The sequence below is a fragment of the Embleya sp. NPDC055664 genome, assembly GCF_053618075.1.
Window position 1 is genome coordinate 59,534 of record NZ_JBSHGZ010000043.1, and the last position, 26,221, is coordinate 85,754.

Annotated in this window: 22 protein-coding genes and 2 pseudogenes; 10 read left to right on the plus strand and 14 right to left on the minus strand. The window is 69.6% G+C overall.

What is annotated here, in order from left to right:
- Nucleotides 1-38: 38 nt before the first annotated feature.
- The 3 genes and pseudogenes from ACWGR4_RS41745 to ACWGR4_RS41755 form a co-directional block, all read left to right on the plus strand.
- Nucleotides 39-601 (plus strand): annotated as a pseudogene (locus ACWGR4_RS41745) (response regulator transcription factor); the annotation flags it as partial.
- A gap of 40 nt (nucleotides 602-641) precedes the next feature.
- Nucleotides 642-1,016 carry a hypothetical protein gene (locus ACWGR4_RS41750; RefSeq protein WP_452129838.1) on the plus strand — a complete coding sequence of 125 codons (375 nt, stop codon included), beginning with the start codon at nucleotides 642-644 and terminating at the stop codon, nucleotides 1,014-1,016.
- A 165-nt stretch (nucleotides 1,017-1,181) separates the two neighbouring features.
- Nucleotides 1,182-1,787 carry a hypothetical protein gene (locus ACWGR4_RS41755; protein ID WP_452129790.1) on the plus strand — a complete coding sequence of 202 codons (606 nt, stop codon included), beginning with the start codon at nucleotides 1,182-1,184 and terminating at the stop codon, nucleotides 1,785-1,787.
- Between the two features lie 730 nt (nucleotides 1,788-2,517).
- Here ACWGR4_RS41755 and ACWGR4_RS41760 read toward each other — a convergent pair.
- The 7 genes from ACWGR4_RS41760 to ACWGR4_RS41790 all read right to left on the minus strand — a co-directional run bounded on the left by ACWGR4_RS41760 (nucleotide 2,518) and on the right by ACWGR4_RS41790 (nucleotide 10,769).
- Nucleotides 2,518-3,024: a peptidase inhibitor family I36 protein gene (locus tag ACWGR4_RS41760; RefSeq protein WP_452129789.1), complete on the minus strand. Its 507-nt coding sequence runs from the start codon at nucleotides 3,022-3,024 to the stop codon at nucleotides 2,518-2,520.
- Between the two features lie 674 nt (nucleotides 3,025-3,698).
- Nucleotides 3,699-4,769, minus strand: coding sequence for a ferritin-like domain-containing protein (locus tag ACWGR4_RS41765; protein WP_452130561.1), 1,071 nt, complete (start codon nucleotides 4,767-4,769; stop codon nucleotides 3,699-3,701).
- Nucleotides 4,766-4,945: a hypothetical protein gene (locus ACWGR4_RS41770; RefSeq protein ID WP_452130562.1), complete on the minus strand. Its 180-nt coding sequence runs from the start codon at nucleotides 4,943-4,945 to the stop codon at nucleotides 4,766-4,768. The genes ACWGR4_RS41765 and ACWGR4_RS41770 overlap by 4 nt, the downstream gene beginning before the upstream one ends.
- Nucleotides 4,946-5,357: 412 nt before the next feature.
- Nucleotides 5,358-6,107: an SDR family oxidoreductase gene (locus tag ACWGR4_RS41775; protein ID WP_452130563.1), complete on the minus strand. Its 750-nt coding sequence runs from the start codon at nucleotides 6,105-6,107 to the stop codon at nucleotides 5,358-5,360.
- A gap of 34 nt (nucleotides 6,108-6,141) precedes the next feature.
- Entirely contained in the window at nucleotides 6,142-6,921 is a 780-nt protein-coding gene (locus ACWGR4_RS41780; protein ID WP_452130564.1) for a sigma-70 family RNA polymerase sigma factor, read from the minus strand.
- A gap of 705 nt (nucleotides 6,922-7,626) precedes the next feature.
- Nucleotides 7,627-8,889 carry a PP2C family protein-serine/threonine phosphatase gene (locus ACWGR4_RS41785; protein ID WP_452130565.1) on the minus strand — a complete coding sequence of 421 codons (1,263 nt, stop codon included), beginning with the start codon at nucleotides 8,887-8,889 and terminating at the stop codon, nucleotides 7,627-7,629.
- Between the two features lie 191 nt (nucleotides 8,890-9,080).
- On the minus strand, nucleotides 9,081-10,769 hold the full coding sequence (locus tag ACWGR4_RS41790; protein WP_452130566.1) for an FAD-binding protein: 1,689 nt from the start codon (nucleotides 10,767-10,769) through the stop codon (nucleotides 9,081-9,083).
- Nucleotides 10,770-10,983: 214 nt separating this feature from the next.
- Here ACWGR4_RS41790 and ACWGR4_RS41795 point away from each other — a divergent pair, with 214 nt between their 5' ends.
- Nucleotides 10,984-13,839 carry a helix-turn-helix transcriptional regulator gene (locus tag ACWGR4_RS41795; protein ID WP_452130567.1) on the plus strand — a complete coding sequence of 952 codons (2,856 nt, stop codon included), beginning with the start codon at nucleotides 10,984-10,986 and terminating at the stop codon, nucleotides 13,837-13,839.
- 570 nt (nucleotides 13,840-14,409) lie between these two features.
- On the opposite strand, the gene ACWGR4_RS41800 is transcribed toward ACWGR4_RS41795, so the two are convergent.
- Both ACWGR4_RS41800 and ACWGR4_RS41805 read right to left on the minus strand, forming a co-directional pair.
- Nucleotides 14,410-15,195: a DUF427 domain-containing protein gene (locus tag ACWGR4_RS41800; protein ID WP_380001909.1), complete on the minus strand. Its 786-nt coding sequence runs from the start codon at nucleotides 15,193-15,195 to the stop codon at nucleotides 14,410-14,412.
- Between the two features lie 112 nt (nucleotides 15,196-15,307).
- Nucleotides 15,308-15,922 (minus strand): annotated as a pseudogene (locus tag ACWGR4_RS41805) (alpha/beta hydrolase); the annotation flags it as partial.
- A gap of 345 nt (nucleotides 15,923-16,267) precedes the next feature.
- On the opposite strand from ACWGR4_RS41805, the gene ACWGR4_RS41810 reads away from it, so the two are divergent.
- Entirely contained in the window at nucleotides 16,268-16,741 is a 474-nt protein-coding gene (locus tag ACWGR4_RS41810) for a carboxymuconolactone decarboxylase family protein (protein ID WP_452130568.1), read from the plus strand.
- Nucleotides 16,742-16,816: 75 nt separating this feature from the next.
- Here the strand turns inward: ACWGR4_RS41810 and ACWGR4_RS41815 are convergent, their stop codons facing one another.
- Nucleotides 16,817-17,221, minus strand: a complete 405-nt coding sequence (locus tag ACWGR4_RS41815) for a cupin domain-containing protein (protein WP_380002082.1) — start codon at nucleotides 17,219-17,221, stop codon at nucleotides 16,817-16,819.
- A gap of 294 nt (nucleotides 17,222-17,515) precedes the next feature.
- Between ACWGR4_RS41815 and ACWGR4_RS41820 the strand changes: the two genes are divergently transcribed.
- The 4 genes from ACWGR4_RS41820 to ACWGR4_RS41835 all read left to right on the plus strand — a co-directional run bounded on the left by ACWGR4_RS41820 (nucleotide 17,516) and on the right by ACWGR4_RS41835 (nucleotide 21,400).
- Nucleotides 17,516-18,412, plus strand: a complete 897-nt coding sequence (locus tag ACWGR4_RS41820; protein WP_452130569.1) for an RNA polymerase sigma-70 factor — start codon at nucleotides 17,516-17,518, stop codon at nucleotides 18,410-18,412.
- A gap of 238 nt (nucleotides 18,413-18,650) precedes the next feature.
- A complete protein-coding gene (locus ACWGR4_RS41825) occupies nucleotides 18,651-20,381 on the plus strand; it encodes an L-aspartate oxidase (protein ID WP_452130570.1) in 1,731 nt (576 codons plus the stop codon).
- Nucleotides 20,382-20,448: 67 nt separating this feature from the next.
- Nucleotides 20,449-20,637: a hypothetical protein gene (locus ACWGR4_RS41830; protein ID WP_452130571.1), complete on the plus strand. Its 189-nt coding sequence runs from the start codon at nucleotides 20,449-20,451 to the stop codon at nucleotides 20,635-20,637.
- Nucleotides 20,638-20,824: 187 nt separating this feature from the next.
- Nucleotides 20,825-21,400 carry a hypothetical protein gene (locus ACWGR4_RS41835; RefSeq protein WP_380001899.1) on the plus strand — a complete coding sequence of 192 codons (576 nt, stop codon included), beginning with the start codon at nucleotides 20,825-20,827 and terminating at the stop codon, nucleotides 21,398-21,400.
- 114 nt (nucleotides 21,401-21,514) lie between these two features.
- On the opposite strand, the gene ACWGR4_RS41840 is transcribed toward ACWGR4_RS41835, so the two are convergent.
- Nucleotides 21,515-22,861, minus strand: coding sequence for an NAD(P)/FAD-dependent oxidoreductase (locus ACWGR4_RS41840; RefSeq protein ID WP_452130572.1), 1,347 nt, complete (start codon nucleotides 22,859-22,861; stop codon nucleotides 21,515-21,517).
- 75 nt (nucleotides 22,862-22,936) lie between these two features.
- The gene (locus tag ACWGR4_RS41845; RefSeq protein ID WP_452130573.1) at nucleotides 22,937-23,275 is read right to left on the minus strand and encodes a low temperature requirement protein A; all 339 of its coding nucleotides are present in this window, start codon (nucleotides 23,273-23,275) and stop codon (nucleotides 22,937-22,939) included.
- Between the two features lie 220 nt (nucleotides 23,276-23,495).
- Between ACWGR4_RS41845 and ACWGR4_RS41850 the strand changes: the two genes are divergently transcribed.
- Nucleotides 23,496-24,368, plus strand: a complete 873-nt coding sequence (locus tag ACWGR4_RS41850; protein ID WP_452130574.1) for a class I SAM-dependent methyltransferase — start codon at nucleotides 23,496-23,498, stop codon at nucleotides 24,366-24,368.
- A gap of 29 nt (nucleotides 24,369-24,397) precedes the next feature.
- Here ACWGR4_RS41850 and ACWGR4_RS41855 read toward each other — a convergent pair whose 3' ends face one another.
- Nucleotides 24,398-25,090 carry a response regulator transcription factor gene (locus ACWGR4_RS41855; protein WP_380001893.1) on the minus strand — a complete coding sequence of 231 codons (693 nt, stop codon included), beginning with the start codon at nucleotides 25,088-25,090 and terminating at the stop codon, nucleotides 24,398-24,400.
- Complete coding sequence (locus tag ACWGR4_RS41860) at nucleotides 25,087-26,190, minus strand: sensor histidine kinase (RefSeq protein ID WP_380002080.1); 1,104 nt, start codon at nucleotides 26,188-26,190, stop codon at nucleotides 25,087-25,089. Before ACWGR4_RS41860 ends, ACWGR4_RS41855 begins: the two co-directional genes overlap by 4 nt.
- Nucleotides 26,191-26,221: the final 31 nt, after the last annotated feature.

The window sequence follows — 26,221 nt, forward strand, 5'->3', positions numbered from 1 at the left end:
CATCGACGCGCGCGAGCCGTGGGGGAAGGACGACACACATGCGGGTATTGGTGGTCGAGGACGAGCCGATGCTCGCCGACGCGATCACGGAGTGGTTGCGCGAGGAGGCCCACGCGGTGGACGTGGCCTACGACGGCGAGCGGGCACTGGAATGCCTGAGCGTCAACGGCTACGACGTGGTGGTTCTGGACCGGGACCTGCCGGCCGTACCGGGCGACGATGTGTGCCGCGCCGTGGTGGCCTCCGATTCGCCGGTGCGCGTGCGCTGATGCTCACGGCCGCCGCCGGGATCGTCGACCGGGTCGCCGGGCTGGGCCTGGGCGCCGACGACTACCTGACCAAGCCCTTCGCGTTCGCCGAACTCGCGGCGAGGGTACTGGCGTTGGGGCGACGATCCCGAGCGGCCATGCCGCCGGTGTTGCGCCGCGCCGGCATCACGTTGGATGCGGCCCGACGCGAGGTGTACCGCAATGGACGCTATGTGCCGCTCTCACGTAAGGAGTTCGCCGTCCTGGTCGAACTCCTGCGCGCCGACGGCGCGCCGGACACCGCGACCGACCGACGGCGGGGCCCGTGGCGCCCGCCGCGGGCGCCCCGAACGGCCAAGGGACCCGGGGCACTTCGCGGTCCTGCCGCGCCGGATGGGGCTGCGCACCCGGCTCACGGTGATCTACGGCGTGATGTTCCTGGTGGCCGGCGTACTGCTGCTGACCCTCACGTACACCCTGTTCACCCAGCAGCTCGACCGGCGGGGCGCGAGGGTGATCGCCAAGGTCGGGCCGGAGGGTTCCCGTGTGCTCGTCTCCGTGCCGGGCAAGGGCGAGACGACCCTTGCGCCGGATCCGGCCCACACCCTTGCGGCACAGGGGCCCATGACGCCGGATACCGACGTCGAGCGGTGGTTCGAGGACCAACGCCGGGAGTTGCGCGATGCCGCCGCCCATTCGCTGATCACGCAGGGCGGCATCGCGCTGTTGGCGATCGGCGGCGCGGCGACCGCGGCACATGCGCTGTAGTTCTTCGTCGCAGGTGAGGTTCCGGTAGCGGCCGCTGCGGCGGGACAGCGCGAGTTCCGCCCGGATGCGGGGCAGCGCCGGGGCGGCGGCCGATCCCATCCGGTTCAGGCACGCCAGGACGTGGTTCGAGGTCGCGTCGTTCCTCTCCCAGGCCGCCGACAGGCTGTGTACGACGAGGTCGGCTTCGGCCTCGCCTGCGATATCCCACAGCGCCGCCGCGGCGTGGACGCGGGTCCACTCGTGTCCGTCGTGGGCCATGGCTCGCAGACGCGGCAGTACGGCCCTCGCGGGCGCACCGATCCGGCCGAGGACGTCGATCGTGTCGTGGCTTCGATGGCTGTCGAGAAGCCGCTCCAGGCGTGGCACGACGTCGGCCGGGTCGCGTTCGATCGCCCACAGGGCGGCGGTCGCGGCCGCGCGCACATTCACGTCCGGTGCGTCGGCCAGGGGGCGAAGCATCGCCGAAGCCGGCGCGGCGTCGGTGTCGAAGGACGCGAGCGCCGTCAGGGCCGCGGCCACGGTGCTCCACTGCTCGTGGCGGACCGCGGCGCCGGTGAAGTCGGTGATCGCGTCGACGGCCGCCGGGTCGCCCAGTTCGGTGAGGGCGCAGACGATGGCACGCGCACTCATGGCGGACCGCTGCCGCGCGGGGTCGATGCCGGCGAGGCGGCGGGACAACCGCGGCACCAGGTCGTCGGCGGCCCCGCGCAGATGTCCGGCGACCTGTTCGGCGCGCCAGGCGTCCACGTCGTCGTCCAGGGCCGTCAATAGCGCGGAAGAGACCGAGTGCCTCGATCGCCGCGCTCCGTACCCGGATATCGGGGTCCGCGGCGTAGGCGACGAAGGCATCGGCGTGTTCGCGCATCAGCGCGGCGCGGTCGGGCGTTGTGGGATCGTCGGCCATGTCGAACAGGAACGGAAGGCTTGCTGCGGTACACGGGTACACGTCGCCCTGGTGGTGGGCCGCGCCGTAGAAGTCGTCGAGTGCTCTGGTGCGGGTCTCGGGGTCGGGTGAGGTCATTGCCCGCAGCCATACCGGGACGTCGTCGGCCGGACCTTAGGCGTGGCCCATCGACGACCAGGCGATGGCATCCAAGTCGTTGATCATGCGCGGCACCATGTCGCAGGGCACCGACACCGCTCCACGACTCGGGGGCAGAACGGGGCTTGCCTGGGCGCGAGTTGCGCAGTCGTGGCTCGAGGCGTAAGGCTCCACCGCACTTCCGCGGCTGCGGCGAACGATGCGTTCCGCTTCCGGTCACAGTGCCTTCGGTGGGATTTCCCTGCTCGGACAGGGTGGCGGTCGATCTTCGGGTGGGCTGAGGGTCGCAACGGCGACGACGGCCTCGCAGAGAACAACGCCCTCACGTCGATCCTCGACGCCTGCTGATCCGGGTGGGCCCAGCGGCCCGCCCGCTGCTCGGAGCGGCGGGCGGGCCCACGGACTCACGGACTCACGGACTCCATGGTGTCCGTCGCATCGCAACCGACGGGTGGATCGTCAGTAGCAGTCCAGACTGGACGCCGCGTCGTTCGACTGCACGTTGGACGAACTCGCGCCCGGCAACATCCTCCAGATGCGGCCGCCGCCGGCGCCATAGTCGTTCCAGACGTCGACGAACCTCGACGGGGAGTTGTCCGCCCAGGCCGATGCCTGGTCGTTGAAGCCGTAGTCGGTCAGGTTGATGATCAGGCCCGAGCAGATCGCCGGGATCGCGTTCCAGGCGAGCATGCGCCCGCCGAAGCCGCTGTGCTCCCACAGACAGAACTGGTTGTAGCCGCAGTCGGCGACGCCGCGCAGGCCGGCGAGCTTCAAGGTGACGGCGCCGTTCTGCCAGGAGACGGTGTCCGTGCCGGTCTGCACTCCCCCGGGGTGCTCGGCGAGCACCCGGGCCATCTGCGTCCGTAAGGATTCCGCCGTGGGCGCGGCGTCGGCGACGCCGGTGCCGACGGGTAAGCCGAGGCCGACGACGACCGCGGTGACCAGTGCGGCTGACTTGATCTTCATTCGATACCCTCGCTGTCCGCTCGCATGGATACGTTCGGTACGTTCGCGCGGTTCGATGGATCGAGGAACGGGGCGGCGGCGGTGGGTTCCCGATGGACCCTGGCGGACTCTCACGCGTAGGGCAGGAAGTGCTCACCGGGCCGGTTCTGCTCCGCGCCGCTCCCGTACCCATTAAGTCAATCCCGGGGCACCCAGGCAAGCAAACACGATATGAACTCCCGCCCCGGACATGGCAATTGCCAACCCCGGAACGGCATTGGCCGGCACGCCAAGCTCACACGCGAGACGCTGACCGCACCGAAGTGACAGCGGGTGGCCCTCTGGCGGGTGTGTGCCCTGTCGCTTCCATGTGCGACGGCCCCGATCGGCCCACCCCCGGGGTCGCCGGGCGGGTCGCGGCCGGGCGCCGGCCGGCGCAACACCGGCGCCCGGCCCGCGACCGGCGAATGACGGGTAACGGCAACGTGTGGATCGTGCTCCGCTTTCGGTGGATGAATAGTGACCCTCCTCGTGAGCTTGTGATCGGTCCGGCTCCTGGGGAGTCAGGAAGAAGAGGTGATCGAGGTGGAGGACCGGATCGAGATTCGGCGGCCCGCGCCCCTATGGGCGCCGCCACGCCGGGGTGCACCTTGTCGACCCTCGGTCCGGGACCACGGCTTCGTGGGGCTCGGGATTCAGGCGCGCAGTTCGGGCGGGACGTAGTCGAACGTCGGGCCGGCCGTCGTGTCCGACCCGTCGGGCATCGCCATCAGGGCCTCGGCTTGCGTCCGCAGACGGTACATGGTGCCCGTGGCGGCCGGGAGCATCTGCGGGCTGCCGTTGAACGTCTCCTCAAGTTGATGCAGGAGGGTGCAGTACGTGCGGTTGAACCCGTCCTGCGCCTCACGGATCGGGCTGCCCGGCAGGTGGTCGTCGAGACGCGGGTTGCGCCGCATCCGGCGTATGCCTTGGGGATCCACGCGCAGCGGTTCGCCGGTCGGTCCGGACCGTGGCGTGTCGCCGCGTCGGTAGCGGCGGCCGACCCTGAGCTCCTGGAAGCGGTAGTAGTGCGCCACTTGTTCGCGCTCGAGGTGGTGAACGTCTCGGTCACCGTCCCATACTCGGCCGCGCAGCAGGCCCTCGCCCTGGTCGACGATCTCTTCCAGGGCAGCCAACGCCGATGTCAGATCGGTGACTTCGACCAATCGGCCGGCGGTGTACCGGAAATGGCAGTCCCGCACCTGACGGGCGCTGTCGCCGCGGAAGACCTCCTCTTCGCCGAGCCGGGCGCACAGTTCGCGCAGTCCTTCCTCGATCGCGGCATAGAACTGACCGATCGTCGCATATCGATCCGACTGTGCCGGCGCGTCCGGCGGCGCGGGCTGCTCCAGTCGGAGGAACTGGTCGAGCGCCTCGCGCCCGAACGGAAGCAATGACAGTTCCAGTGATGGGTCGCCGTGCGGCAACCGTCGCGGGTGCGGCTGCAACATGCGCGGTGTGTCCAGTTCCGGCCGACCGCCCACCGCGTTGAGCAGGTTCGCGGCCAATGCCAGGTGCAGCATCTCTTCGACGAAGACACCGGTCACCGCCCGAACGGCATCGGGGTTTCGCTCCTGCTCCAGCGAGTACAGCGCGCACAGGTACGGGGGCAGGGTTGCGTGCTCCAACTCGATTGCCCACTGCAGGTGTTCGTGCAGATCGTCCAGTGTGGCGATCTGCGGCGTGGCGGAGACATCGTCGGGGTGTTGCCGCACCGGGTGGTTCACAAGTTCCTCGTTTCGCCGGTCGTCGGGTCGGTTTCCATCGGTGCGGACGGCTCGGCGGAGATCCGGTCGCACGCTGCCTCCCCGCCGTCGAAGAGAGCGCCGATCAGGCCACCGAGTGCCATCTGCATTCCCACGTCGAACTTGTCGTCTTCGTCGTCGCCGGTGACGGTGGTCATGTTTCGCCTCCACGGGTGGAATCTGGTCGTCGTCTCGCGTTGCGACCGGTTCGCCGATCGCTTGAATCAGCTGTATGGACGCCTGCCGGACGCGAACAGGCGGGTGAAGATCTCGTTCCGGTCGGCCACCAACGCGTAGGCGGTGTCGCCACGGCGGCGGGCGGCGTCGATCGGCCCGGACGGCAGTGGCGTCCGTCTTCCGTCCGCGCGGGGGATCGTCGGACCGAGAATCCGAGCGGCGGCTCGCCCGACTACTTTGCGGCGACCGCGGCCCGCCCGCGATGTCGCCGGACACGGCCGCCGTTTTTTATGCGGTCATGGCCCCTCCTCGGCTCCGAGGGGGGGAACCGGCCGATACGGCGGGCAGGCGGCGCGCCGTATCGGCCGAGGTGCCATTGGGGCGTACCACGTGCTAGACGGTGGCCTGCTTCAGCCAGTCCTTGTAGGTGATCTCGGCGAGGATGGCGCCGTCGACCGGAACGAGCGTGAGTTCGTCGGGTACCGCGCCGAAGTAGTGCGCCTGCGAGTCGGTGACCACCTCACGCGGGTCGCCCCACGCAGCCAGGGCCCTCCGGAAGAACTCGTCCATCCGGTACCGCGTCGGCCCGGCGATCTCGACCATCGCGTTGCTCGGTGTGCCCACTGCGGTCCGGCCCACCAACTGCGCGACGTCGTCGCCGGCGACCGGTTGGAAGGCGACCGGCGCGATGTGCACCTCGTTGCCCGTCGTCGCCTCGTCCGCGATGCGCCGGCCGAACTCGTAGAACTGCGTCGCGTGCACGATCGAGAACGGGATGGGAGATTCCTTGACGAGTTGCTCCTGGGCGATCTTCGCGCGGAAGTAGCCGATGTCGGGTCGGCGGTCGCTGCCCACCACCGACAGCACCACGTGGTGCCCCACTCCCGCCTCCTCCTCGGCGGCCAACAGGTTGCGGGTGGAGGTGGTGAAGAAGTCCAACACCGCGGCGTCTTCGAACGACGGCGAGTTGGACACGTCGACGACGGCGTCCGCGCCCTTCATCACCTCGGCCAACCCCTCGCCGGTGAGGGTGTTCACTCCGGTGTTCGGCGCCGCCGCGACCGCTTCGTGCCCGTGCTCGCCCAACTTGCCGACGACCTTCGAACCGATCAGGCCGGTACCACCGATGACCACGATCTTCATGCCGGATCCTCCCTGTTTCCCGGGGACCTCGTCGTCACCCGGACGACAGATAAGACCGGGCACCCCGTGCGGATGTGACAGATCCGGATCCGCCGAAACCATTTTCGGCTGTCGGACCGCCTGCACGGGTGTCACCTCGGCGTCGGCTGCCGGAGACGGATGACCGCGCGATCGAAGCAGGGAGCGGGCCGACGCCGGCGGGGGTGAGGAGTGCTTCCAGGGAGGCGACGTCGCCCGTCCGGGCCGCTGAGACGAAGGCTTCGAACAGGTGTCGGTGCTCGGCGGCGTCGACGTTCTCGCGCTGTTCCTCGAGCAGGTGCCTGCGGGCCCGGCTCACGATCTTTCGTACGTTGACGGAGCTGAGCCGGAGCATGTCCGCGATGTCCGTATAGGTGTAATCGAATGCCTCCCGCAGGACGTACACGGCCCGTTCGGTGGGGGCCAGTTTCTCCAGGACGAGGAGCAGGGCGAGTTCGAGCGCTTCGGCCCGTTCGGCGCCGGCCGCGGGGTCGCTTGCGGTGTCGACGGGTTCGGGGAGCCAGGGGCCGATGTAGGTCTCACGGCGGACCCGGGCGGACCGGGCCACGTTGATGGCCAGGCGGGTGGTGGCGCTGGACAGGAACGCCGCGGGGCTGACCACCACCGAACGATCGGCCCGCTGCCACCGCAGCCACACCTCTTGGACCACGTCCTCCGCCTCGGCCGTACTGCCCAGCATCCGGTACGCGATACCGAACAGGCGTGGGCGCAGCTCCACAAACACGGCAACGGCCTCGTCCAGCGTGCCTTCCGTGGGGGAGAACTCCGAATGCATGAGCCTGTTGTCTCCGTTCCTGCGGGTATGGGTGCGATGACTCGCGCGGCCAAGGGACATCGGGCAACCGGTCCCCGGGGCAATGGGCTCGAGCCCCCGGGCCGATCGGCCACGACGTCCGCCGATCCGGCTGTGTTCACCGTCGTCCATCGCCCCCTCCGTGGCACCCCGGGGAATGCCTGGTCCACCCCCTGGTCACTCACGGGCCATCCCCCGGGGTAACCGGGGGGTGGACCGGTGCCGCGACACCTCGCAAGCGCTGCCGGCGGCGTCCGACGGCGCAGCCCGAACCGGCGAACTCGACATGGGCGGCACGCGGACGGCCGGCGTCCGAAAGGGCGGAGACCGCGCCGCTCAACCCATGTGCGCGGTCTTGCGGACGGGCACCGGCTCGCCCGGGCCGTGTTGCTGCGCGGTCAGGTCTTGTTCGCCTGCGAAAGCTCCGGCGGCGCTCCGCCACTGTGCGATGCTCACCGCACCGCCGGGGGCCGTCACCCGAGCGCGGGGACCTGCTCCTGCGGGGCCTCCCGCAATCACCGTCGACGGTCACGCGGCGGGAATGCCCATGGCGCGCAGGGCTCCGGACGCCTTCTGCACCAAAGAGTCTCCGGCGGGGGAAATCCTCTCGGCCGGTATCCGCTTGGCGCCCGCATGGGCTTCAACGTCTGGGATTTCCAGGGCAGTACGGACGAGGCCGGCCCGCTCTCAGCGCCGCGACGGTGACGTGGGCGGGTTCCAGCCCAGATGGAGAACGGCCACGTCGTCCGCCAGCCCTCCGAAGGGAGCCGCCATCGAGGCGACGCCGCCCACCAGGGCATCGACGAACTCCTGGGACGGCAGATGGGAGTAGTGGGTCGCCAGGCGCAGGAGTCCGTCCTCACCGAGCCGTGCGGAAGGTTCCGTCCTCCCCTCGAACAGGCCATCGGTGAAGACGACCACACGGTCCAGCGGAAGAAGTTCCAGCTCGGTCTCCGACCAGTCCGCCTGCCCGGGAAAGAGCCCCAGCGCCGTGCCTGTTCGTGGCTCCACCCATCGCAACTGCCCCGCCCGCCGAAGGAGAAAACCGGAGTGTCCGGCGCTGACTGCCCTCACGGCGGTGCCCCCGGAGGGAAACACCAAGGACATGACGGTGGCATAGGTGTCGCCGTCCGGTCTTTCACCGATCAGGATTCTTTCGAGAAGCCTCAGTTGCTCGAGCTGTGTCTTTCCGCAGAGAAGGGCGGTCCGCCACGCCACACGCAACTGCACCGCCAGGGCGGCTTCGGCCGCTCCATGCCCTGAGACATCACCGAGGATGACATGTACGCTGGAATCCTCGATTTGCACCACATCATAGAAGTCGCCGCTCAACAGCGCGTGAGCGCGCCCCGGCTCATATCGTGAGACCACGGAGAAATCATTCCCTCGGAGAGCCGGCACGGGAAGCAGACCCCGCTCCAGTGTGAGCGAGTCGCGAACGATCAGCGCATTGGCTTCCCTTGTGGCCGTGGCCGTCTCCATGTGCCTTCTCCGCAGAGCGCGCCGAATGACACCGCACAGCTTTTCCGGGTCGGCGCATCTTCCGTCCACGTAGGCGTGCGCAGCGCCCTCACTCGGTCCGATCGCCGCGGCCGATGCGGCGTCGGCGAGAACGACCAGAGCCGCGTGCGGGGCCGATCGGCGCAGGCGGCGGGCGGTCTCGGCCGGTCTCGCCCCGGAAGAGGAACGACCCACCAAAACACACATCGGCCCGCGGCACACGGCGAGGAACGGCCCCGCTTCACCGGCGTTCCTGTACCACACCATTGACCGAACGACTGGAACCGGCAGCAAAAGGCGTATATGGAAGGCCTCTTCCTCATCTTCCGAAATCAGGAGCACGGTGAGGTCACGGAAACGTGAATTCCCTTTCGTTGCCGCATCTCCCCGGACGTCCGCCCTGTGTCGATGGGAGTCGTGCGCGCCCGGCGCCGAGAATACGCTGGTCATGTCAAGGCTTTCCGTTGGCAAGTGAATACCCGTCCGTCCCCGGCGTTCGTCGCCGAAACGCGCCCCCTGATCGTCCTCTGTTCAGACAGGTCAGGCGCGGGAAGTGTGACATGTCAGGCGTGCGCGCAATTACGGGAGACCGTGGGGTGCGACTCCGGCATTCGGCGGGCGAGTACGGCGCCCCTCGTGCATCAACTCGGCGATGTCGGTGGGGATGGCGGGACGGGTTCGCGGCGCACTCCGGTCGTCGAGGACCACACCAGGTCGACGCTCGGATCCGGGTGCTTATCGGGGTGGTCCGACCGGTTGTGACAGCCCCGTGTTTCCCGCCGCTCCAACGCGCACTCGAGTGTCGCGCGAGCGGCGAGGACGGCGGACCTGAGGTCGTAGGCGTACGCGAGGTCCTGGAAGCCGCCGATATCGACGTGCACTCCCGCGTTCCCCATACGACCCTCGATCTCGTCCAGTTCGGCGAGCCCGGCGGCGAGCCCGCTCTCGTCCCGCACGACACCGGCGAACTCCGTCATCAGGTGGCGCACCGCGCGGGACAGCGCGCGGACGTTCTCGTCGTCGCCGGTGGCCAGGAGCCGGTTCACGTCGGTCTCCGCGGCCCGAACCGCCGCCGGCGACCGATAGTGGGCGGTGAGCCTGGCCGAGTACTCCGCCGCGGCCCGGCCGGCGAGTCGGCCGTGGACGAGTCGTTCGACGAGGGAGTTCTGCGCCGGCCGGTGCACAGCGTGCAGGGCACCGGCCGCCTCCCCGATCGCGTAGAGCCCCGTGACATCGGTGCGGTGGTCCTCGGGCCGAACCCGGACACCGCCCAAGGAGTACTGGGCGGTCGGCGCGACCTCGATCGGGTCCTGGGTGATGTCGAGCATCTGCAGGTCCAACAGGGCCTGGTACACCCGCGGCAGCCGCGTCAGGATCGTCTCACGCTGTAGGTGGGACAGGTCGAGCCACACGCCGCCCGCCCGGGTTCCGCGGCCCTCTTTGATCTCCATGTGGGATGCCAGAGCGATCCTGTCCCGGCTGCCGAGGTCCGATCGCTCGGTGTCGTAGCGCGCCATGAACCGCTCGCCGAGGTTGTTGAGCAGGACCCCGCCCTCGCCGTGTACCTCCTCACCGACGAGCACGCCGGCCGCGTGCTCGGGCCCGATCAGCCCGAAGGGGTGGAAGTGCACCAGCTCGGGGTTTTGCAACCGGGCGCCGGCCTCGACCGCGAGGCGGAAGGCGTCGCCGGTGTTCTCGTGGCGAGCCGAGGACGTACGTCTCCAGGTGCGCGTGTGCCCTCCGGTCGCGAGGATCACGGAGTCGGCGTGCACGAGGTAGCGCGAGCCGTCGACGAGGTCGAATCCGTGGGCGCCGAACACCGTCCCGTCGTCCACCAGCAGACGGGTGACGTACACACTCGACAGGATGGGAACACCGAGCTGCTTCGCGTGTTCGCGAAGCGCACGCCGCACCTCCGGGCCGGTGTACTCGCCGGCGGACGCGATGCGGCGGGAGGTGGGGTCACCGAACCGGCGCCGGGTGGGGCCACCGTGATCCCGGTGGTCGGGACGCGTACCGGAGCGTGCCATGGTGTGGAACTCCCGCTGTGTGTAGCGGGCCACGATCCGCGCGGTGCGTGGGTCGGCCGGCAAGAGGCTCTCCCGCAACGAACCGGCTGAACGCCGTTCTCCCGGGTCGCTGCCGATGGTGGCGGTTGCCCTCTCGAAACCTTCCGGCGCCATGACGGTGTGGACATCGTCGGTCATACGTCGATCCACCGCGATCACCGCGACACCGGACTCGGCGACTTCGACGGCTGCTCGAAGGCCTTCCCCACCGGCTCCCACCACGAGCACGGACGTGGCGAGCTGGTATCCGAACGACGACATGGGACCTCCTGCGACAGGGCGGGCGAGAGCATAGGCAGTGGTCGACCGGATAGCGGGGCCGAATGTGACAGCCTCGTGGCATTTCCTGACGTGGAATCTGTCACAACATCCAAACGCAAGGTGTTGACACTGTTTCCGATATCGTGGCAAAGACCATTCCAAGAACCGTTGTGGGAGCTTTCCGGGCCCTGATTCCCCTAAGGAGTCATGTCGCATGATCGCCAGTCCGCTTCCGGACCTGGTCGGCCGACATCGCGAATGCGCGGCCCTCGACGAGCTGCTGATCGGCCTGCGCCACGGCGCGTCCCGAGTGCTGGTGGTCCGTGGCGAAGCCGGCATCGGGAAGTCGGTGCTTCTGGAATACCTGGCGGCGCGGGCGTCAAGGGTGACGGTGACCCGGGCGTACGGCATCGAGGCCGATATGGAACTGCCCTACGCGAGCCTGCACCAACTGTGTGCACCGTTCCTGGGCGAGCTCGAAAGGCTGCCGACACCCCAACGCGATGCCCTGCGCGTGGCGTTCGGAATGGCGGCCGGAGACCCGCCCGACCGCTTCCTGGTCGGCCTCGCCGTGCTTACTCTGCTCACCCGAGCCTCGGAGACCCGACCGGTTCTCGTACTGGTCGACGATGCCCAGTGGCTGGACCAGGTATCCCTGCAGACGCTGGAGTTCGTAGCCCGGCGGCTGCTCGCCGAGGCGGTCGCGATGGCGTTCGCGGTACGCGACCCCGAGGGACAGGCCGCACTCGACGGTCTGCCGGCACTGCGGATCGGCGCTCTCGACCCCGCCGCGGGGGGCGAACTCCTCGAGGCCACCGTCGGCGGACGGCTGGAGAAACGGGTCCGGGACCGGTTCGTGGCCGAAATGCACGGCAACCCGCTCGCGCTGCTCGAATTTTCCCGCGGCCGCAGCGCCGCCGAGCTGGCCTACGGCCTGGACTCGTCGAGTCACCCGAGCACCCGGGTGCCGATCGCGTGCCGTGTCGAACGGGACTTCGTCATCAGGCTCGGTGCCCTGCCGGCTGCGACTCGGACACTGCTGCTGATCGCCGCGGCGGAACCGAGCGGTGACGCGCGCCTGTTGGTCCGCGCAGCCGCCTCTCTCGAGATCACCACACATGCCGCACCGGCCAAGGCGGCCGGCCTGATCGAATTCGGCGAGTCCATTCGGTTTCGGCATCCGCTGGTGCGTTCGGCGGTCTACCACGGAGCCGAGCCCGAGGAACGCCGAGCCGTGCACCGGGCGTTGGCCGAGGCCACCGACCCGGTCCTGGACCCCGACCGGCGGGCTTGGCACGCCTCCCAGGCCGCCGACGGGCCGGACGAGGAGGTCGCCGCGGGGCTGGAGCAGGCGGCCGACCGCGCGCGGCAGCGCGGCGGCATCGCGGCCGAGGCGGTCCTGCTGGAACGCGCGGCCGAGGTGACGCCGGACCGGTGGCCGCGGGGCCGCCGAGCCCTGGCCGCCGCCGAGGCGCACTTCTCGGCCGCCGCGCCCGACCGGGCGACGGAACTCGCGACGCTGGCCGAACTGTGTCCCCTCGGCGCGCTGGACCGCGCGCGCCTGGCACGGCTGCGGGCCCGAATCCTCTTCGCCCGCAGCCGCAGCGACGAGGCGGCACCTCTCCTCCTCGAGGCGGCGGCACAGTTCACCGCCGCCGGGTCGACACTGGCGCGGGAAACATACCTGGAAGCGATCAGCGCGACCATCTTCGCGGGCCGGGTCCACGGTCCCGCAGGCGCCCGCGCCGCCGCGATCGCGGCCCGCGGCTCCGGGGCACCCCCGTCCGGCTCCAAGGCCGCAGACCTGCTCCTGGACGGTGTGGCGGCACTCCTCACGGACGGACCCGAGACCGGTGTCCCGGCACTGCGAGGCGCGTTGGAGCTACTCGCACACGAGGAGCTCGGTACTCGGGAGTCGACGATGCGCTGGCTTTTGCTGGCCCCGGTCGCGCTGGAGGCGTTCATTCACTACGCCTGGGACTTGCACGCGTGGGACGCGCTGTCGAGTCGCGCGGTGCGCCTGGCCCGCGACATCGGAGCGCTGGGCGCGCTGCCACCCGCCCTCATCTACGCGGGCGGGGTGCACATCCACTACGGCGACTTCGGCGAGGCGGCCAGGATGATCGGCGAAGCCGACGCGCTCGCCGACTCGACCGGCCACGCCCCGCACAAGTACGCGACGCTGGTCCTGGCCGCGTGGCGAGGCGAGGCGGACGTCGCCGCCGCCATCATCGAGGAAGCCAAGCAGCGGGCCGACCAACAAGGCGAGGTGTCGCTGCTGGGCGCCATGGGCTACATCCAAGGGGTGCTGTTCAACGCCCTGGCACGCTACGAAGAGGCATTGGAGGCCGCACGCACGGGCATCGAGCACGACGGGTTCAACTTCACCGGGCTGTCGCTGGTCGAGCACATCGAGGCCGCCACCCGGTGCGGTGAACTCGACCAGGCCCGCGCCTCGCTGGCCCGGCTCGTCGAACTCACTCGCGCCGCCGATTCGGGTTGGGCTCGTGGCGCCGGCGCCCGCAGCCGGGCTCTGGTCACCGAAGGTGACGAGGCCGACGGTCTGTACCGGACGGCGATCAAGGAGTTCGGCCGCGGCGGGGTGACCGTGGAGGTGGCGCGCACCCATCTGCTGTATGGCGAGTGGCTGCGCCGCAACAACCGCCGAGCGTCGGCCCGGGAGCACCTGCGCACAGCTCACGAGATGTTCGACGGAATGCGGGCACATGCCTTCGCCGAGCGGGCCCGCCGCGAGTTGCTCGCCACCGGCGAGCACGTCAGGGCGCGGGAGGACAAGCCGGCGAGCGCCCTCACCCCCCAGGAGTCACAGGTCGCCGGGCTCGCCGCCGACGGCATGACGAACGCGAGGATCGGCGCGGAGCTGTTCATCAGCCCCCACACCGTGGAGTGGCATCTGCGGAAGGTCTACACCAAGCTCGGCATCAACACACGTCGGGCGCTGCCCGACGCCCTCGCGAGCACTTCGGCCGGGGACACCGGAGGCCAGGAGAGCCGGTGCGGGACCCCGGGGTCCCCACGGACTCGACCACGTGGAACAAGGGCGCGATGAGGGGTGCCCGGGACCGGGGCCGAAGACGTGGTCCAGGAGGTGTGGTTGCGTCGGCAGCTCGCCCACCGGGCGCAGATCAGGAATCCGGCCGCGTTCCTGACCACGGCAACGACTCGTCTGGCCATCAACGTCATCCGGTCGGGGCGACACCGCCACGAGACCCCGGCCGAGCCGCAGTCGGCCGACCTCGGCGACCGGACCGCCCAGGATCCCGTACTGCGTGCCGAGCAGGCCACGGCCGTCGAGGCGGCCCTGGCCCTGCTCATGGCGAGGCTGACGCCGGTGCGGCTTGCCGCCTACGTGCTGCGGAAGGGCTTCGGCTACGCGTATGCCGAACTCGCGGAGTTGCTTCGGATCAGCGCCCCGAACGCACGGGTGGTGGTCCACCGCGCGCAGGCCGGCCTCGAAGGCGGCCGTGAGCGACCGGTCCCCGTCGAGCAACACCGCCGCCTCGTCACCGCGTTCCGGACCGCGGCCGGTACCGGGGATCTGGAAGGCCTCGTGCGATGTCTCGTCCCCGAGCCCCGTCGACCGCTTGCGGCCGCGGTCGCGCCGATCGCCCGGTCCGGCTCACCTGCCCGCCTGATGGGGGTCGGTGGGCCTGGGCAGCAGGAAGCCGTCGACGTACATATCGACATGCTCGTTGTGGAACGCGGTGAGCCCGGCGATACGATTGGCGTGGATGGTGGGGAAGTCGTACGTCCAGGCGATGTCCTCGTGGGAGGCGGTGTCGCTGTCGAACGACCAGTAGGCGCTCGTCGTCCCCTTGTACGGGCATCGGGTCACGGTGTCCGAGCGCCGCAGCCGGGCCCAGTCGATATTCGTGCGGTCGAGGTAGTAGCGGGTCGGCAAGCCGGTCTCGAACAGTTTCACGCAACCGGTGGCCTCCGCGAGCACGACGCCGTCCGACTCGACGCGTACGGTGCTGCCGGATCGCAGGGCGTCCACGCGGGAGTAGGGGCTCCGGGGATGCACGAAGACCGGCTCGTCCTCCTCGAACCAGGAGTCCAGCGCCTCCCACTCGAAGCGCACGGTGCCGTGCAGGGGCGCCGGGGCGCCCTCCGCCCAGACCCACGCACTCGCCGCACGGACGTTCGGGCCGACCTGCAGGGTGTGGCGGTGCGCGGGGCCCGCACCGAGTTGCGCCGTGTGCTTGTCGTCGTGGAGCACACCGTCCACCAGGTCCTCGATCGGGATGCTGAACTGGGGGTAGGCCCGCCATTCCCACACGTACAGAGCACGGCGGGTGTCGAAGGCCACCCGGCCGTCGATGATTCCCCGGATGCGGCGGGGAACGGGCTCGACGTGCCCGATCGGAACGATGAGGCTCGGGTGCAGGACACTTTCGGTTGCCATCATGATCTCCTTGTGTTCGCTGATGATGTGCCGGCCGGCGCGTGTCATGGGCGCGCTGCCCGCCGGAGGGCGGGTGGCCGTGTCGCCGACCCGCCCTCCGGCCGGTCCGCAGTCAGCGAACCGGCCGCGCCGCGCTCTCGATGATCCGCGCCACCTCGTCGGGACGCGACACACTCACCGCGTGCGACGCACGCACTTTCACCGTGTGCGCACCCGCCCGCTCGGCCATGAAAAGCTGGGCCTCGGGCGGGATGTTGAGATCCTGCTCGGCGACCAGCACCCACGACGGAATCGTCTTCCAAGCCGGCTCGGAGGCGCCCTCCTCCAACGCGGCACTCGTCACCGGACGCTGGGTCACCCCCATGACATCCGCCGTACCCTTCGCGACATCCGCCGCGAACTGGTGACGGAACTTCCCCTGCTCGATGTACAGATCCGTACCCGCCGTCCCGTTGGGCAGCGTGACCGGAACCGGGCGCAGCGCCTCACCGAGCGTGCTGCCCGGGAACTTCCCCGACAACTCGTCAGCGCTCTCCCCCTTCTCCGGAAGGAAGGCCGCGATGTACACCAGCGCCTGCACATTCCGCGCACCGTACGCGGCGTTACTGATGACCGACCCGCCATAGGAATGACCGACCAGCACCACCGGCCCCTCGATCCCTGCCAGAACCTCCTTCAGATACGCGGCGTCGCTGTCGAGCCCACGCAGCGGATTGGCCGCAGCCACCCCACATCGGGCTTCTCGATGGGTGCCGCCTGCAGATCGTCGAGGACCTTCCGCGCACCCTCCGCACCCGACTCGTACAGAAACGGCGGATTGGCTGTCGCCTCCGCGAGTTCCCGAGCAGCGGACTCGAGTATCGGATCATTCACGGCTGTGCTCCCGGTGTGAGTGGAGATGTGTACTGCCTTCACACCTATGACAGCCCACCCATGAAAGGTGTGACACGCACCGCCCGGCTCGATGCGACGCGGCGCAGCCCACTGTCCGCGCGAATCCGCGCTTGTGTCACAGATGCATGGGTCGCCCGGTCAATAGCGCGTATCCGAAAAACGACGAGGAGAGCACACCATGCATGCACGTCTCGACTACTTCGGCAATTCCGTCGGTGGCAAGGCGCTGAAGCATCTCAACTCGGCCAACAAGGTGGTGTCGGACTCGACACTGCCGGGCACGACGCAGGAGTTGGTGAAGATTCGCGCGAGCCAGATCAACGGCTGCGGCTTCTGCACCGACATGCACACCAAGGACGCCGCCCACGCGGGAGAGACCCGGCAGCGCCTCGACCTGGTGGCGGCCTGGCGGGAGGCCACGGTCTTCACCGACGCGGAGCGCGCCGCGCTGGAACTGACGGAACAGGGCACCCGCATCGCGGACGCGGCCGGCGGCGTCACGGACGAAGCCTGGGCGAACGCCGCCCATCACTTCGACGAGGACCAGCTCGTCGCGCTGATCTCGCTCATCGCCGTCATCAACGCCTACAACCGCATCAACATCATCAACCGGCAGCCCGCCGGGGACTACCGGCCCGGCCAGTTCGGCTGAGCCGTCCGGAGCAGCGGACCGCCTCCGGGGCGGCACGCCGAGAGGGGCGGTGGCCACCGCCCCTCTCGGCGCACATCAGGAGCGGACGACGGGTCGGGCGTTGGGCCGCGGGGCGCGCAGGTGGGCCCGCTTCTCCAGCTCCTCCGGGTCGACCAGTTCGAGCATGGGCCTTCCGGGTGCGCACATCATGGTGACCACGAACCGGGTGCGCGCGTCCGACAACGCGTTGCCGTCCTGGTAGTGGATCGCGTCACCGCCCGGCTCCCAGAACGTCCCGCCGGCCTCGACCACCCGCTCGGGCTCGCCTTCGAGCTCGAACCGGACCGCGCCCTCGATGACGTACCCGAACGCCGGCCCCGAGTGACGGTGCGGAGGGGTCCCCGGGTCTCCGGGCTCCCAGTCGACCTGAATGGTCATGGCCGAGGCGCCCTCGGGGACGGTGATCGGCGACGCGTCCTGCAGCATCTTCGCCGCCGTCATCCAGCCCTTCGACCCCGCGTGCTCCCCCGGCCCGTGTACGTGTGCTGAGTCCTTGATCGACACTGTGTCGACACCTTCCGTATGTCCGCCGCTTCATGGGACGGATACGCCGTCCGCCGGAGGCGTCATCGCGCCCCGACCCATGACTGTTCGCAGTGATGACCGGGTGCCGCGTGGATCTGTGACAGTGGCGTTCGCCGGGGTTGCCCCCGCCTGCCGGCCGGGTGGCCTCGCCATGTCGGGCTCGACCACACCGGCTTGTAGCATGGCGGCGCCGAAGTCGAAGGGACGAACATGCACGCTGGCGCCGACACCGATTCCCTCGACCAGGCGGCAAGGGACTTCCTCGCAGCGCGCCCGCAGCTCTTCGGTGTCGCGTACCGGGTGCTCGGAAGCGCCGTGGAAGCGGAGGACATCGTCCAGGAGGCGTGGCTGCGGTGGCAGAACGCGGATCGTGCTCACATCCTGGAGCCGACGGCCTTCCTGACCACGGTCACCGCTCGTCTGGCCATCAACCTGGCCCAGTCCGCCAGGGTGCGGCGGGAGTCCTACGTCGGCCCGTGGCTTCCCGAGCCGGTCGACACCAGCACGGATCCGCAGGTGGGTGCCGAACGGGCCGAGGCCCTCGAACTGGCGGTTCTCTTCCTGCTGGAGAAGCTGAATCCGATGGAGCGCACCGCGTACGTCCTGCGGGAAGCCTTCGACTACCCCTACGCGCAGATCGCCGACATCCTGGAGACGAGTGAGGCCAATTCCCGTCAACTGGTGAGCCGCGGGCGCAAACACCTGGCCGCCGAGCGCAGGGAACGCGTCAGTACGACTGATCACCGCCGCCTGCTGGAGGTGTTCCTCGCCGCCGCGCAAAAGGGTGATCTGGCAGCGCTGGAGAACGTCCTCGCCGCGGATGTGGTCAGCTACACCGACGGCGGAGGGCTGCGCGGTGCGTCGAGGATCCCGGTCGTCGGACGCCTGCGCGTCTCCAAGTACCTCGTGGCCTTCGCCCCCCGGTTCTGGCTCCGCACGGAGGTGCGGTGGGTCGAGGCCAACGGTCGTCCCGCTGTCGTCGTCTCCTCCGGCGGGGAGGCCGTGGCCCTTGTCTCCATCGATGTGTCCACCGAGGGAATCGACCGGATCATGTGGATCATGAATGCGGCCAAGCTGTCGCCCTACGTGGCATCGCTGGGCGGGTGAACACCCTTCGCCACACCGACCGGCCCGGTGCCACGGCCGCGCCGGCCACCGGGTCATTCGGGCGGGCGGGATTCTCGAAGACGACGGCGGCCACCTGCTCCGTGGCGCCGACGGGTGCACGGAGTGTCCCGCCGGCCGGCCATTTCTCCTGACGCTCCACCGCGGTACGCGAATCGGAGTGTCACAAAAAGATGAGGGGCCTGGTCGTAGTCAGTGCCCCCCATTGATCGGAGCAATCGTGGCTGCCACCGAAAAGCGCCTTTCCACAGCGGTCCTGGTGATCGGGACCGGCGGCGCCGGCCTGCGAGCGGCGATCGAGCTGGCAGAGGCCGGGCTCGACGTCCTCGCGGTCGGCAAACGTCCCAAGGAGGACGCCCACACCTCTCTCGCCGCCGGCGGGATCAACGCCGCGCTGGCCACCATGGACCCCGAGGACAGCTGGCAGCAGCACGCCGCCGACACCCTCAAGGAGAGCTACCTGCTCGGCGATCCCCGCACGGCCGAGATCGTCACCCGGGGCGCGGCCCTGGGCATCGACGACCTCGAGCGCTACGGCATGACCTTCGCCAGGGAACAGGACGGCCGTATCTCCCAGCGTTTCTTCGGCGCACACAAGTTCCGGCGCACCGCCTTCGCCGGCGACTACACCGGCCTGGAGATCCAGCGCACCCTCATCCGGCGTGCGCATCAGCTGGACATCCCCATGCTCGACACCGTGTACATCACCCGGCTCCTGGTACACGACGGTGCCGTGTTCGGTGCCTACGGGTTCGACCTCGGCAGCGGAACCCGCTATCTCGTGCACGCCGACGCGGTGATCCTCGCGGCCGGCGGTCACACCCGTATCTGGCGGCGCACCTCGTCACGCCGCGACGAAAACACCGGCGACTCCTTCCGCCTGGCCGTCGATGCCGGTGCGCGGCTGCGCGACCCGGAACTCGTGCAGTTCCACCCCTCGGGCATCATCGAGCCGGAGAACGCGGCAGGCACGCTGGTCAGCGAGGCCGCCCGCGGCGAGGGCGGCATCCTGCGCAACGGCCCGGGCGAACGGTTCATGAAGCGCTACGACCCCGCCCGCATGGAACTGTCCACACGCGACCGTGTCGCCCTGGCCGCCTATACCGAGATCAAGGAAGGTCGCGGCACACCCAACGGTGGTGTCTGGCTCGACGTCTCCCACCTCCCACGCCGGACGATCATGAACCGCCTCCCCCGCGTCTACCAGACACTGCTGGAACTGCAGATGCTGGACATCACGCGTAACCCCATCGAGGTCGCCCCCACGGCCCACTACTCGATGGGCGGGGTCTGGGTCCGCCCCGAGGACCACAGCACCGATGTACGCGGCCTCTACGCCATCGGAGAGGCGTCCAGCGGACTCCACGGCGCCAATCGGCTCGGCGGCAACAGCCTCGTGGAACTGCTTGTCTACGGCCGGATCACCGCACAGGCGGCGGCCGACTACTCCCAGGCCCTGACCGCACAACCACGCTCGGCACCGGCGGTCGCCCGGGCCCGCGCCGAGATCGACGATCTGCTCGCCGCGGACGGCCCCGAGAACGTCCGGGCCCTGCAGCGCGCCATTCGCAACACCATGACGGAATACGCGGGCGTCGTACGCGACGAGCAGGGGCTGCGCACCGGACTCACGGAACTCGCAACGATCGAGAAGCGGATGGAGAACGTCGGCGTCCATCCCGACATCGCCGGCTACCAGGACCTCGCACACGCCTTCGACCTCAAGTCGGCCGCTCTCGCGGCCCGGGCCACCCTCGAAGCGGCGCTCGAACGCCGCGAGACCCGTGGCTGCCACAACCGCAGCGACTACCCGGAGAGCGATCCCGCGCTCCGGGTGAACCTCGTGTGGTCACCCACCGCCGGGATCACGCACGAAAGCATCCCGCCCATTCCCGAAGAGATCGCCGTCCTGATGGAGGAAATCTCCACCGACGGAAAACTTGCCGAATGACCCACCACCCGATGCCCCACCGCAACAAACCCGCCGGCATCCACCCATGGGCCCATCAGGAGGCATGATGACCACGGACTCTCAGGCCCGACTCACCCTCGAGGACACCGTACGGTCGCTGACCGCCGCAGCCGTCGAGCTGGAGTCGCAGGTCACCGAACTACGCCGAGCGCTCACGGGAATCGACGAGCGGATGCGCGCCGTGTCCGACGCCCTTCACCGATTCGCCCGCCCCGGGGAACACGTCGGCGGGTGACGTGTTCCGCCTCGGCAGATTGTGCACCGCACGTCGCTTCACGGCATGGCACAACACAACACAACAACGGGGTGCCGGGACCACGCCGCATATGATGCCCAGGACACACTCGTCCCAGCGTGCGGGCAAGCGATACCCGAGGTGCGGACGGGGCGCAACAAGAACGGTTCGGGGACGAGAGGAACACATGGCTTCCGCAACCCACACGGCACGCAACATCGAAATCACCGCCAGGAATCTCCAGGAGGAGCTGGCCCGTCTGGCGATCCAAAAGCAGGCGCTGGAACGGGAACTGGCCGCGGTGGTTGCCCATCTCGGCTCCGTTCAACGGGCCGTCGACGCCCTTGAGGCCCTGATGACCGGGACCATGGTGTCGGCGGCCGCAGAGGCCGGTACCACGGACGCGGAGTCCCCGGCGGCCGTGGATCCGAAGCCGGACACGCCTTCCTCGGCCGACCCCGCCACCACGACCGGTGTCCCGGTCCGGCCGCCGGCAAGGCGGAAGCACACTCGGCAACCCGCCTCCACCTCCGGAACCGACGGCGACAGGCACAAGAACTACGGCAAACTCACCGAACAGATCCTGGAGCACTTCTCGGCGGTCAGCGACGTCGACCTGCGCGCCCGGGACGTCGCGGCCGCGCTCGGCCGGGACACCGACAGCGGCAGTATCAACGCGGTCAGGAGCACTCTCGACCGTTTGGTCGGCACGTCCCGCATCCAGCGCACCGGCCGGGGTCTGTACCGCGCTCGAAAGTCCTGAACCGCCGCTGCGGGCACGAAGTCCGCCGTTGCGTGGTCGCGCGCCGATCGGCAGGTGCGCCTGTCTCGCCGCGAGCGCCGGGTTGCGGGGCAACGGTCTTGGGAACGCGTCCGCTCACTGCGCCGCAGCGTCGGCCGGCTCGCCGTGCCGTGGGTTTCCCGCGGATACGAAGGCATCCCGGGGACGCTGCACCGCCGCAAGGGAGACGACGTCCCGTCCGTAGAAGGTCGCGGTGATCCAGACGGCGAGCACCCGGACCTTGCGTTCCCAGGTCGGAACGGCGAGCACATGGTATCCGCGGTGCATGAGCCAGGCGGGGAAACCTTTGATGACCAGGCGGCGGTACTGGAAGATGGCCCGGCCGAGCCCCAGAGTGGCCACCACGCCCAGACTGTGGTGGACATAGCTCCGGGTGGGCCGCCCCCGCAGCGTCGCCACAATGTTCTTCGCCAGACGTTTGCCCTGCCGAACGGCGTGCTGGGCGTTGGGAACCGTGTGCGCTCCCGGCTGCCCCACCGCGAGGTCGGGGACCGAGGCGTCGTCGCCGGCCGCCCAGACGTCGGCCACCATCTCCGACTCCGTGCCCACGCGAAGATCCGCCCGCACGACGAGCAGACCGCGCTCGTCGACGGGAAGATCCGTGTGGTTTCGAATGATGGGATTGGACGCGTTTCCCGCCGTCCACACGATCAGACCCGAATCGAATTCCTCCCCGTTCGACAGCACGATGTGACCGCCCGCGGCAGAGACCAGCTGCGTGTTCAAGTGCACCCGCGCTCCGCGCTTCTCCAGCGCCCGTACGACCCACGCTCCGGGCCTGTCACCGACTTCGGGAAGAATCCGGTCACGCGCCTCCACCAGGTGGAAGTCCAGCTCCTCCGCGTCGAGTTCCGGGTAGTACTTCAGCAGCGCGGTCGCCAGGGACACCAACTCGCCGAACCCCTCCACACCGGAGAATCCCCCACCCACGAACGTCACGGTGAGGAGCCTGCGTCGCTCGGGGCCGCGAGGCAGTGTCGCCGCGACATCGAACGAGGCGAGCAGCCGGTCACGAATGGCCACGGCTTCCTCGACATGCTTCAACCCGAAGGCCTCCTCGGTGACGCCCGGTATGGGAAACGTCCGGGTGACCGCTCCCGCCGTGACCACGAGGATGTCATAGGCCAGCTCGTACTCCGCCCCCGTCTCGGACCGAACGGTCACGGTCCGCGCGCTGTTTCGGATCTCCGTCACCGTTCCCGCGATCAGCCGGGTGCGGCGCAGGTGCCGCCGCAGCGAGACCGCCGCGTGGCGTGCCTCCACCGACCCGGCCAGTACCTCGGGAAGAAATGGCTGATACGTCATGTACGGGCGCGGGTCCACCACAGTGACACGTGCCTCGCCCCGACCCAACTTCTTCTCCAGGCCCCAGGCGGTATGGAAACCCGCGCACCCGCCGCCGACGATCAAGATCTCACGCACTGTGTCCTCTGTTTCTCTGGGTTGCACCCATGGAGACCGAACAGAGCCGCTGATTGTGACACCGTCCAGTGGGGTTCACGGGGTTGCGTTTCGGCGGGTCGCGGCGAGGGTCGGCACCCCGGCCATCTGCACCATCGTCGGCAGCCGGTAGGCGGCGTCGTCGGTGTCGTACGAGGACGCGAACCAGGTGAAGTTCATCCATGCCCACCACACGGCGAAGAAGACCTCGAGGAACGGAACGACTCCGGACAGGGCGTGCCCTTCGGCGATGTCGCGTGCGAACTGGGCGGTGACCGCGGCGACCGCGACCACGAAGGTGAGGTCGAAGAGCAGTTCGAGCGGGCTCGCGGTGCGGTGCGGCTCGTCGATGGCTCGCGCGGTCATCCGGATCCGGTACTGCGCTGCTGGTGGCACGGGCTCGCTCCCTCCGTTTTCCGGGGCGGGCGCCCGTCAGCAAGACCGGATTGGGCCTGCGCCTGTGACACGGGTGTCCGAAATTCGCGCATCGGGAATTTCCGTGGAGCTGTCACAGCGGCACGGGCGGCGCGGTCGTAACCGGCAACCGGGCGGCGACGACGTGTCGAACTCCCCGCACGCGCAGCCGGACCGTGTCCGGATCCGAGGAGGGGCCGCCATGACGGCGTTGGCAATGGAAGCGGAGTTCGACGCCGTCGCGGGGTGGACCGCCGACGCGGTCGAGCAGTTGGGGGAGCGATATGCGATCCCGGCGGCCTGCCGCGGCAGTGCGAGCCCGGCCGCGTTGGCCTGGTTGGCCGAAGCGTGCGAACTTAACCCCGGGAGTGTGCTGTTGGACGTGGGCGCCGGCCTCGGCGGTCCCGCGGCATGGGCGGCCCGGCGCTTCGGCGTACGGCCGATCCTGCTGGAACGGATGCCCGCCGCGTGCCGGGCCGCGACCCGGATGTTCGCGCTGCCCGTCCTGATGGCCGACGGGTGCCGGATGCCGCTGCGGTCGGAATCGATCGACGCCGCCTGGTGCCTGGGGGTACTGGATACCGTCCAGGACAAGGCGGCGCTGCTCGGCGAGATACGCCGGGTGCTCAAGCCCGGAGCCTCACTCGGGCTGCTCGTGGTCGTCGCGCGAGATCCCTGGGTCTCCCCCGTTCCGCAGGGAAACCATTTCCCGGCCCAGTGGGAGCTTTCCGAACTCCTCGCCGGAGCCGGATTCGACCTCGTCGAACAAATCGAACGCCCCCGTGACGTACCGCGATCGTGGTCCCGACGCGCCGCGCGGGCCGCCGAGTTCGTCGCGGCCCGGCACCACGGCGATCCCGCCTACGCACTGGCCGCGGAGCAGCACGAGAGCTTCACTCACCTGTTCGCGTCCGGGCAGGCCTCGATGCAGCTGATCCACGCGGTCCGCCAACCGGATCACGGGAGCCGACCCCATTGTCCCGATGGAGGCGTGATGACCCCGGTCACCGGCGACGACCATCCCGTCCCAGCGGCGGACGCGGATCCGACAAGCGGCGAAACGAGAGACCAGTGAATCGCACCGCCGACGATCCGGCGTCCGCGTCACAGGCCCGCTGCGATGGCTCGGCGTACCGCTTCGGCGCGGTCGCGGATGCCGGCCTTGGCGAACAGGTTGTTGATGTGGGTTTTGACGGTGGCCTCGCTGATGAAGAGTTTTTCGGCGATGGCCCGGTTGGGCAGGCCCTGGCCGATGAGGGCGAGGACTTCGCGTTCGCGGGGTGTGATGTCGTCGGGGAGGGTTTGGCTCGGCGTCGTGGCCCGGGTGCGGACGGTGGCCAGCAGGCGGTCCTGGACCTCGCGGTCGAGGACGGACTGGCCCGCGGCGGCGGCTCGGATCGCGCGGACGATGTCGCGGCGTCCGGCGTTCTTGGTGAGGTAGCCGCGGGCACCCGCGCTCAGGGCGGCCAGGATCGAGTCGTCGTCGGCGAAGGTGGTCAGGACGACGACGGCCACCTCGGGGTGTTCGTCGGTGAGTCGGCGGGTCGCCTCGATGCCGTCGGTGCGGGGCATGCGCAGGTCCATGAGCACCACGTCCACCGGGCCCGCGGCAGCCGCGGCGAGCACCTGGTCCCCGTCCTCGGCGGCCGCGACGACGTCGATGTCCTCGGAGAGCGCGAGTACGGCCGCGAGCGGTTCGCGCACGGCGGCCTGGTCGTCGGCCACGACCACTCGCAGTCGCCGGGGCACCTCGGCCGACGGCGCGTCGTGCCGCGTGGTGTCGCCTGTGTCGCTCATTCCGGGATCACCGCCTCCACCTGCCAGCCGCCTCGGTCCGGTCCCTCGGTGATCGGTCCGGCGGTCAGGGTTCCGTCCACCATGGCGATGCGTTCGCGCATCCCGATCAGTCCCATGCCGCTGCCGGCCCCGGCCGCCTCCCGGGCGGCGGGGCCGTTGCGGATCCTCAGTGTCGTGGATGCGGCGGCGAAGGTCACCTCCACCCGTACGTCGCCTCCGGGCGCGTGCCGAGCGGCGTTGGTCAGCGCCTCCTGCGCGATCCGCAGCAGGTGCTGGACCACGCGGGCCGGTGGTTCGCGTACGGTGCCGTCGACGGTGAGCGCGTCCCGATGGCCCGACGACTCGATCATGGCGGTCAGGCTCCCCAGCAGCGGCAGCGTGTCCTCGCGCAGCGCGTGAACGGTCCATTGGGCCTGTTTCAGACTCTCCTTGACCAGGCTGTGCGCCCGGTCGTTGGCCTCGCGGATCCTGGTCAGGTCGCCCGTGTCGAGGAGGGCGTCCACCAGTTCGAGTTGCATGTTGATGCCGGCCAGGGAGTGCGCGAGGACGTCGTGCACGTCCCGGGCGATGCGGCTGCGCTCGGCCAGGGCGGCCGTGCGGGCCTCGGCGCGGGCGGCGCGCTCGGCGGATTCCGCGGATTCGATCACGGCGTCGATCGCCCGCTGCCGACTGCGGCTGACGATGCCCACCACCACCGGCAGGGCGGCGCACAATCCGACCCCCCAGGACAACGACTCGTGACCCGGGCCCAGGTGTAGATACAGCACTCCCCCGCAGAGCCCACCGGCCAGTGCCGCGAGCGGGACGGCCCATACGGGCGGGAGCCGATAGCCGATGTGGCCGACGAGAAAGAACGCGAACAGGTAACCGGTCCCGGTACGGGCGGCGCCGATCAGGGAGGCCGCCGCGACGATGCCCAGCGACGCCCATACGACGACCACCCGTGCGGGGACCCGGTCCTGGGGAACGTTGCGGCCCAACAGGAACAGCGAGTTCACCGCGACGAGGACGACGACGGCCAGGCCGCGACCGCTGAAGCCCATCGGGCGGATCGTCGCGATTCCCACGACGATCACGCCCAGGGTGAAGGCCCACTGCACCCGGGGGTCGTGCCGGACCATCGCTCGCGGA

What these genes read in the sequence shown, in the direction of transcription:
- ACWGR4_RS41750 (WP_452129838.1), top strand. Translation starts at nt 642, where the DNA reads ATGGGGCTGCGCACCCGGCTCACGGTGATCTACGGCGTGATGTTCCTG.
- ACWGR4_RS41760 (WP_452129789.1), bottom strand. Translation starts at nt 3,024, where the DNA reads ATGAAGATCAAGTCAGCCGCACTGGTCACCGCGGTCGTCGTCGGCCTC.
- ACWGR4_RS41770 (WP_452130562.1), bottom strand. Translation starts at nt 4,945, where the DNA reads ATGACCACCGTCACCGGCGACGACGAAGACGACAAGTTCGACGTGGGA.
- ACWGR4_RS41775 (WP_452130563.1), bottom strand. Translation starts at nt 6,107, where the DNA reads ATGAAGATCGTGGTCATCGGTGGTACCGGCCTGATCGGTTCGAAGGTC.
- ACWGR4_RS41780 (WP_452130564.1), bottom strand. Translation starts at nt 6,921, where the DNA reads ATGCATTCGGAGTTCTCCCCCACGGAAGGCACGCTGGACGAGGCCGTT.
- ACWGR4_RS41785 (WP_452130565.1), bottom strand. Translation starts at nt 8,889, where the DNA reads ATGACCAGCGTATTCTCGGCGCCGGGCGCGCACGACTCCCATCGACAC.
- ACWGR4_RS41790 (WP_452130566.1), bottom strand. Translation starts at nt 10,769, where the DNA reads ATGTCGTCGTTCGGATACCAGCTCGCCACGTCCGTGCTCGTGGTGGGA.
- ACWGR4_RS41795 (WP_452130567.1), top strand. Translation starts at nt 10,984, where the DNA reads ATGATCGCCAGTCCGCTTCCGGACCTGGTCGGCCGACATCGCGAATGC.
- ACWGR4_RS41800 (WP_380001909.1), bottom strand. Translation starts at nt 15,195, where the DNA reads ATGGCAACCGAAAGTGTCCTGCACCCGAGCCTCATCGTTCCGATCGGG.
- ACWGR4_RS41810 (WP_452130568.1), top strand. Translation starts at nt 16,268, where the DNA reads ATGCATGCACGTCTCGACTACTTCGGCAATTCCGTCGGTGGCAAGGCG.
- ACWGR4_RS41815 (WP_380002082.1), bottom strand. Translation starts at nt 17,221, where the DNA reads ATGACGGCGGCGAAGATGCTGCAGGACGCGTCGCCGATCACCGTCCCC.
- ACWGR4_RS41820 (WP_452130569.1), top strand. Translation starts at nt 17,516, where the DNA reads ATGCACGCTGGCGCCGACACCGATTCCCTCGACCAGGCGGCAAGGGAC.
- ACWGR4_RS41830 (WP_452130571.1), top strand. Translation starts at nt 20,449, where the DNA reads ATGACCACGGACTCTCAGGCCCGACTCACCCTCGAGGACACCGTACGG.
- ACWGR4_RS41835 (WP_380001899.1), top strand. Translation starts at nt 20,825, where the DNA reads ATGGCTTCCGCAACCCACACGGCACGCAACATCGAAATCACCGCCAGG.
- ACWGR4_RS41850 (WP_452130574.1), top strand. Translation starts at nt 23,496, where the DNA reads ATGACGGCGTTGGCAATGGAAGCGGAGTTCGACGCCGTCGCGGGGTGG.
- ACWGR4_RS41855 (WP_380001893.1), bottom strand. Translation starts at nt 25,090, where the DNA reads ATGAGCGACACAGGCGACACCACGCGGCACGACGCGCCGTCGGCCGAG.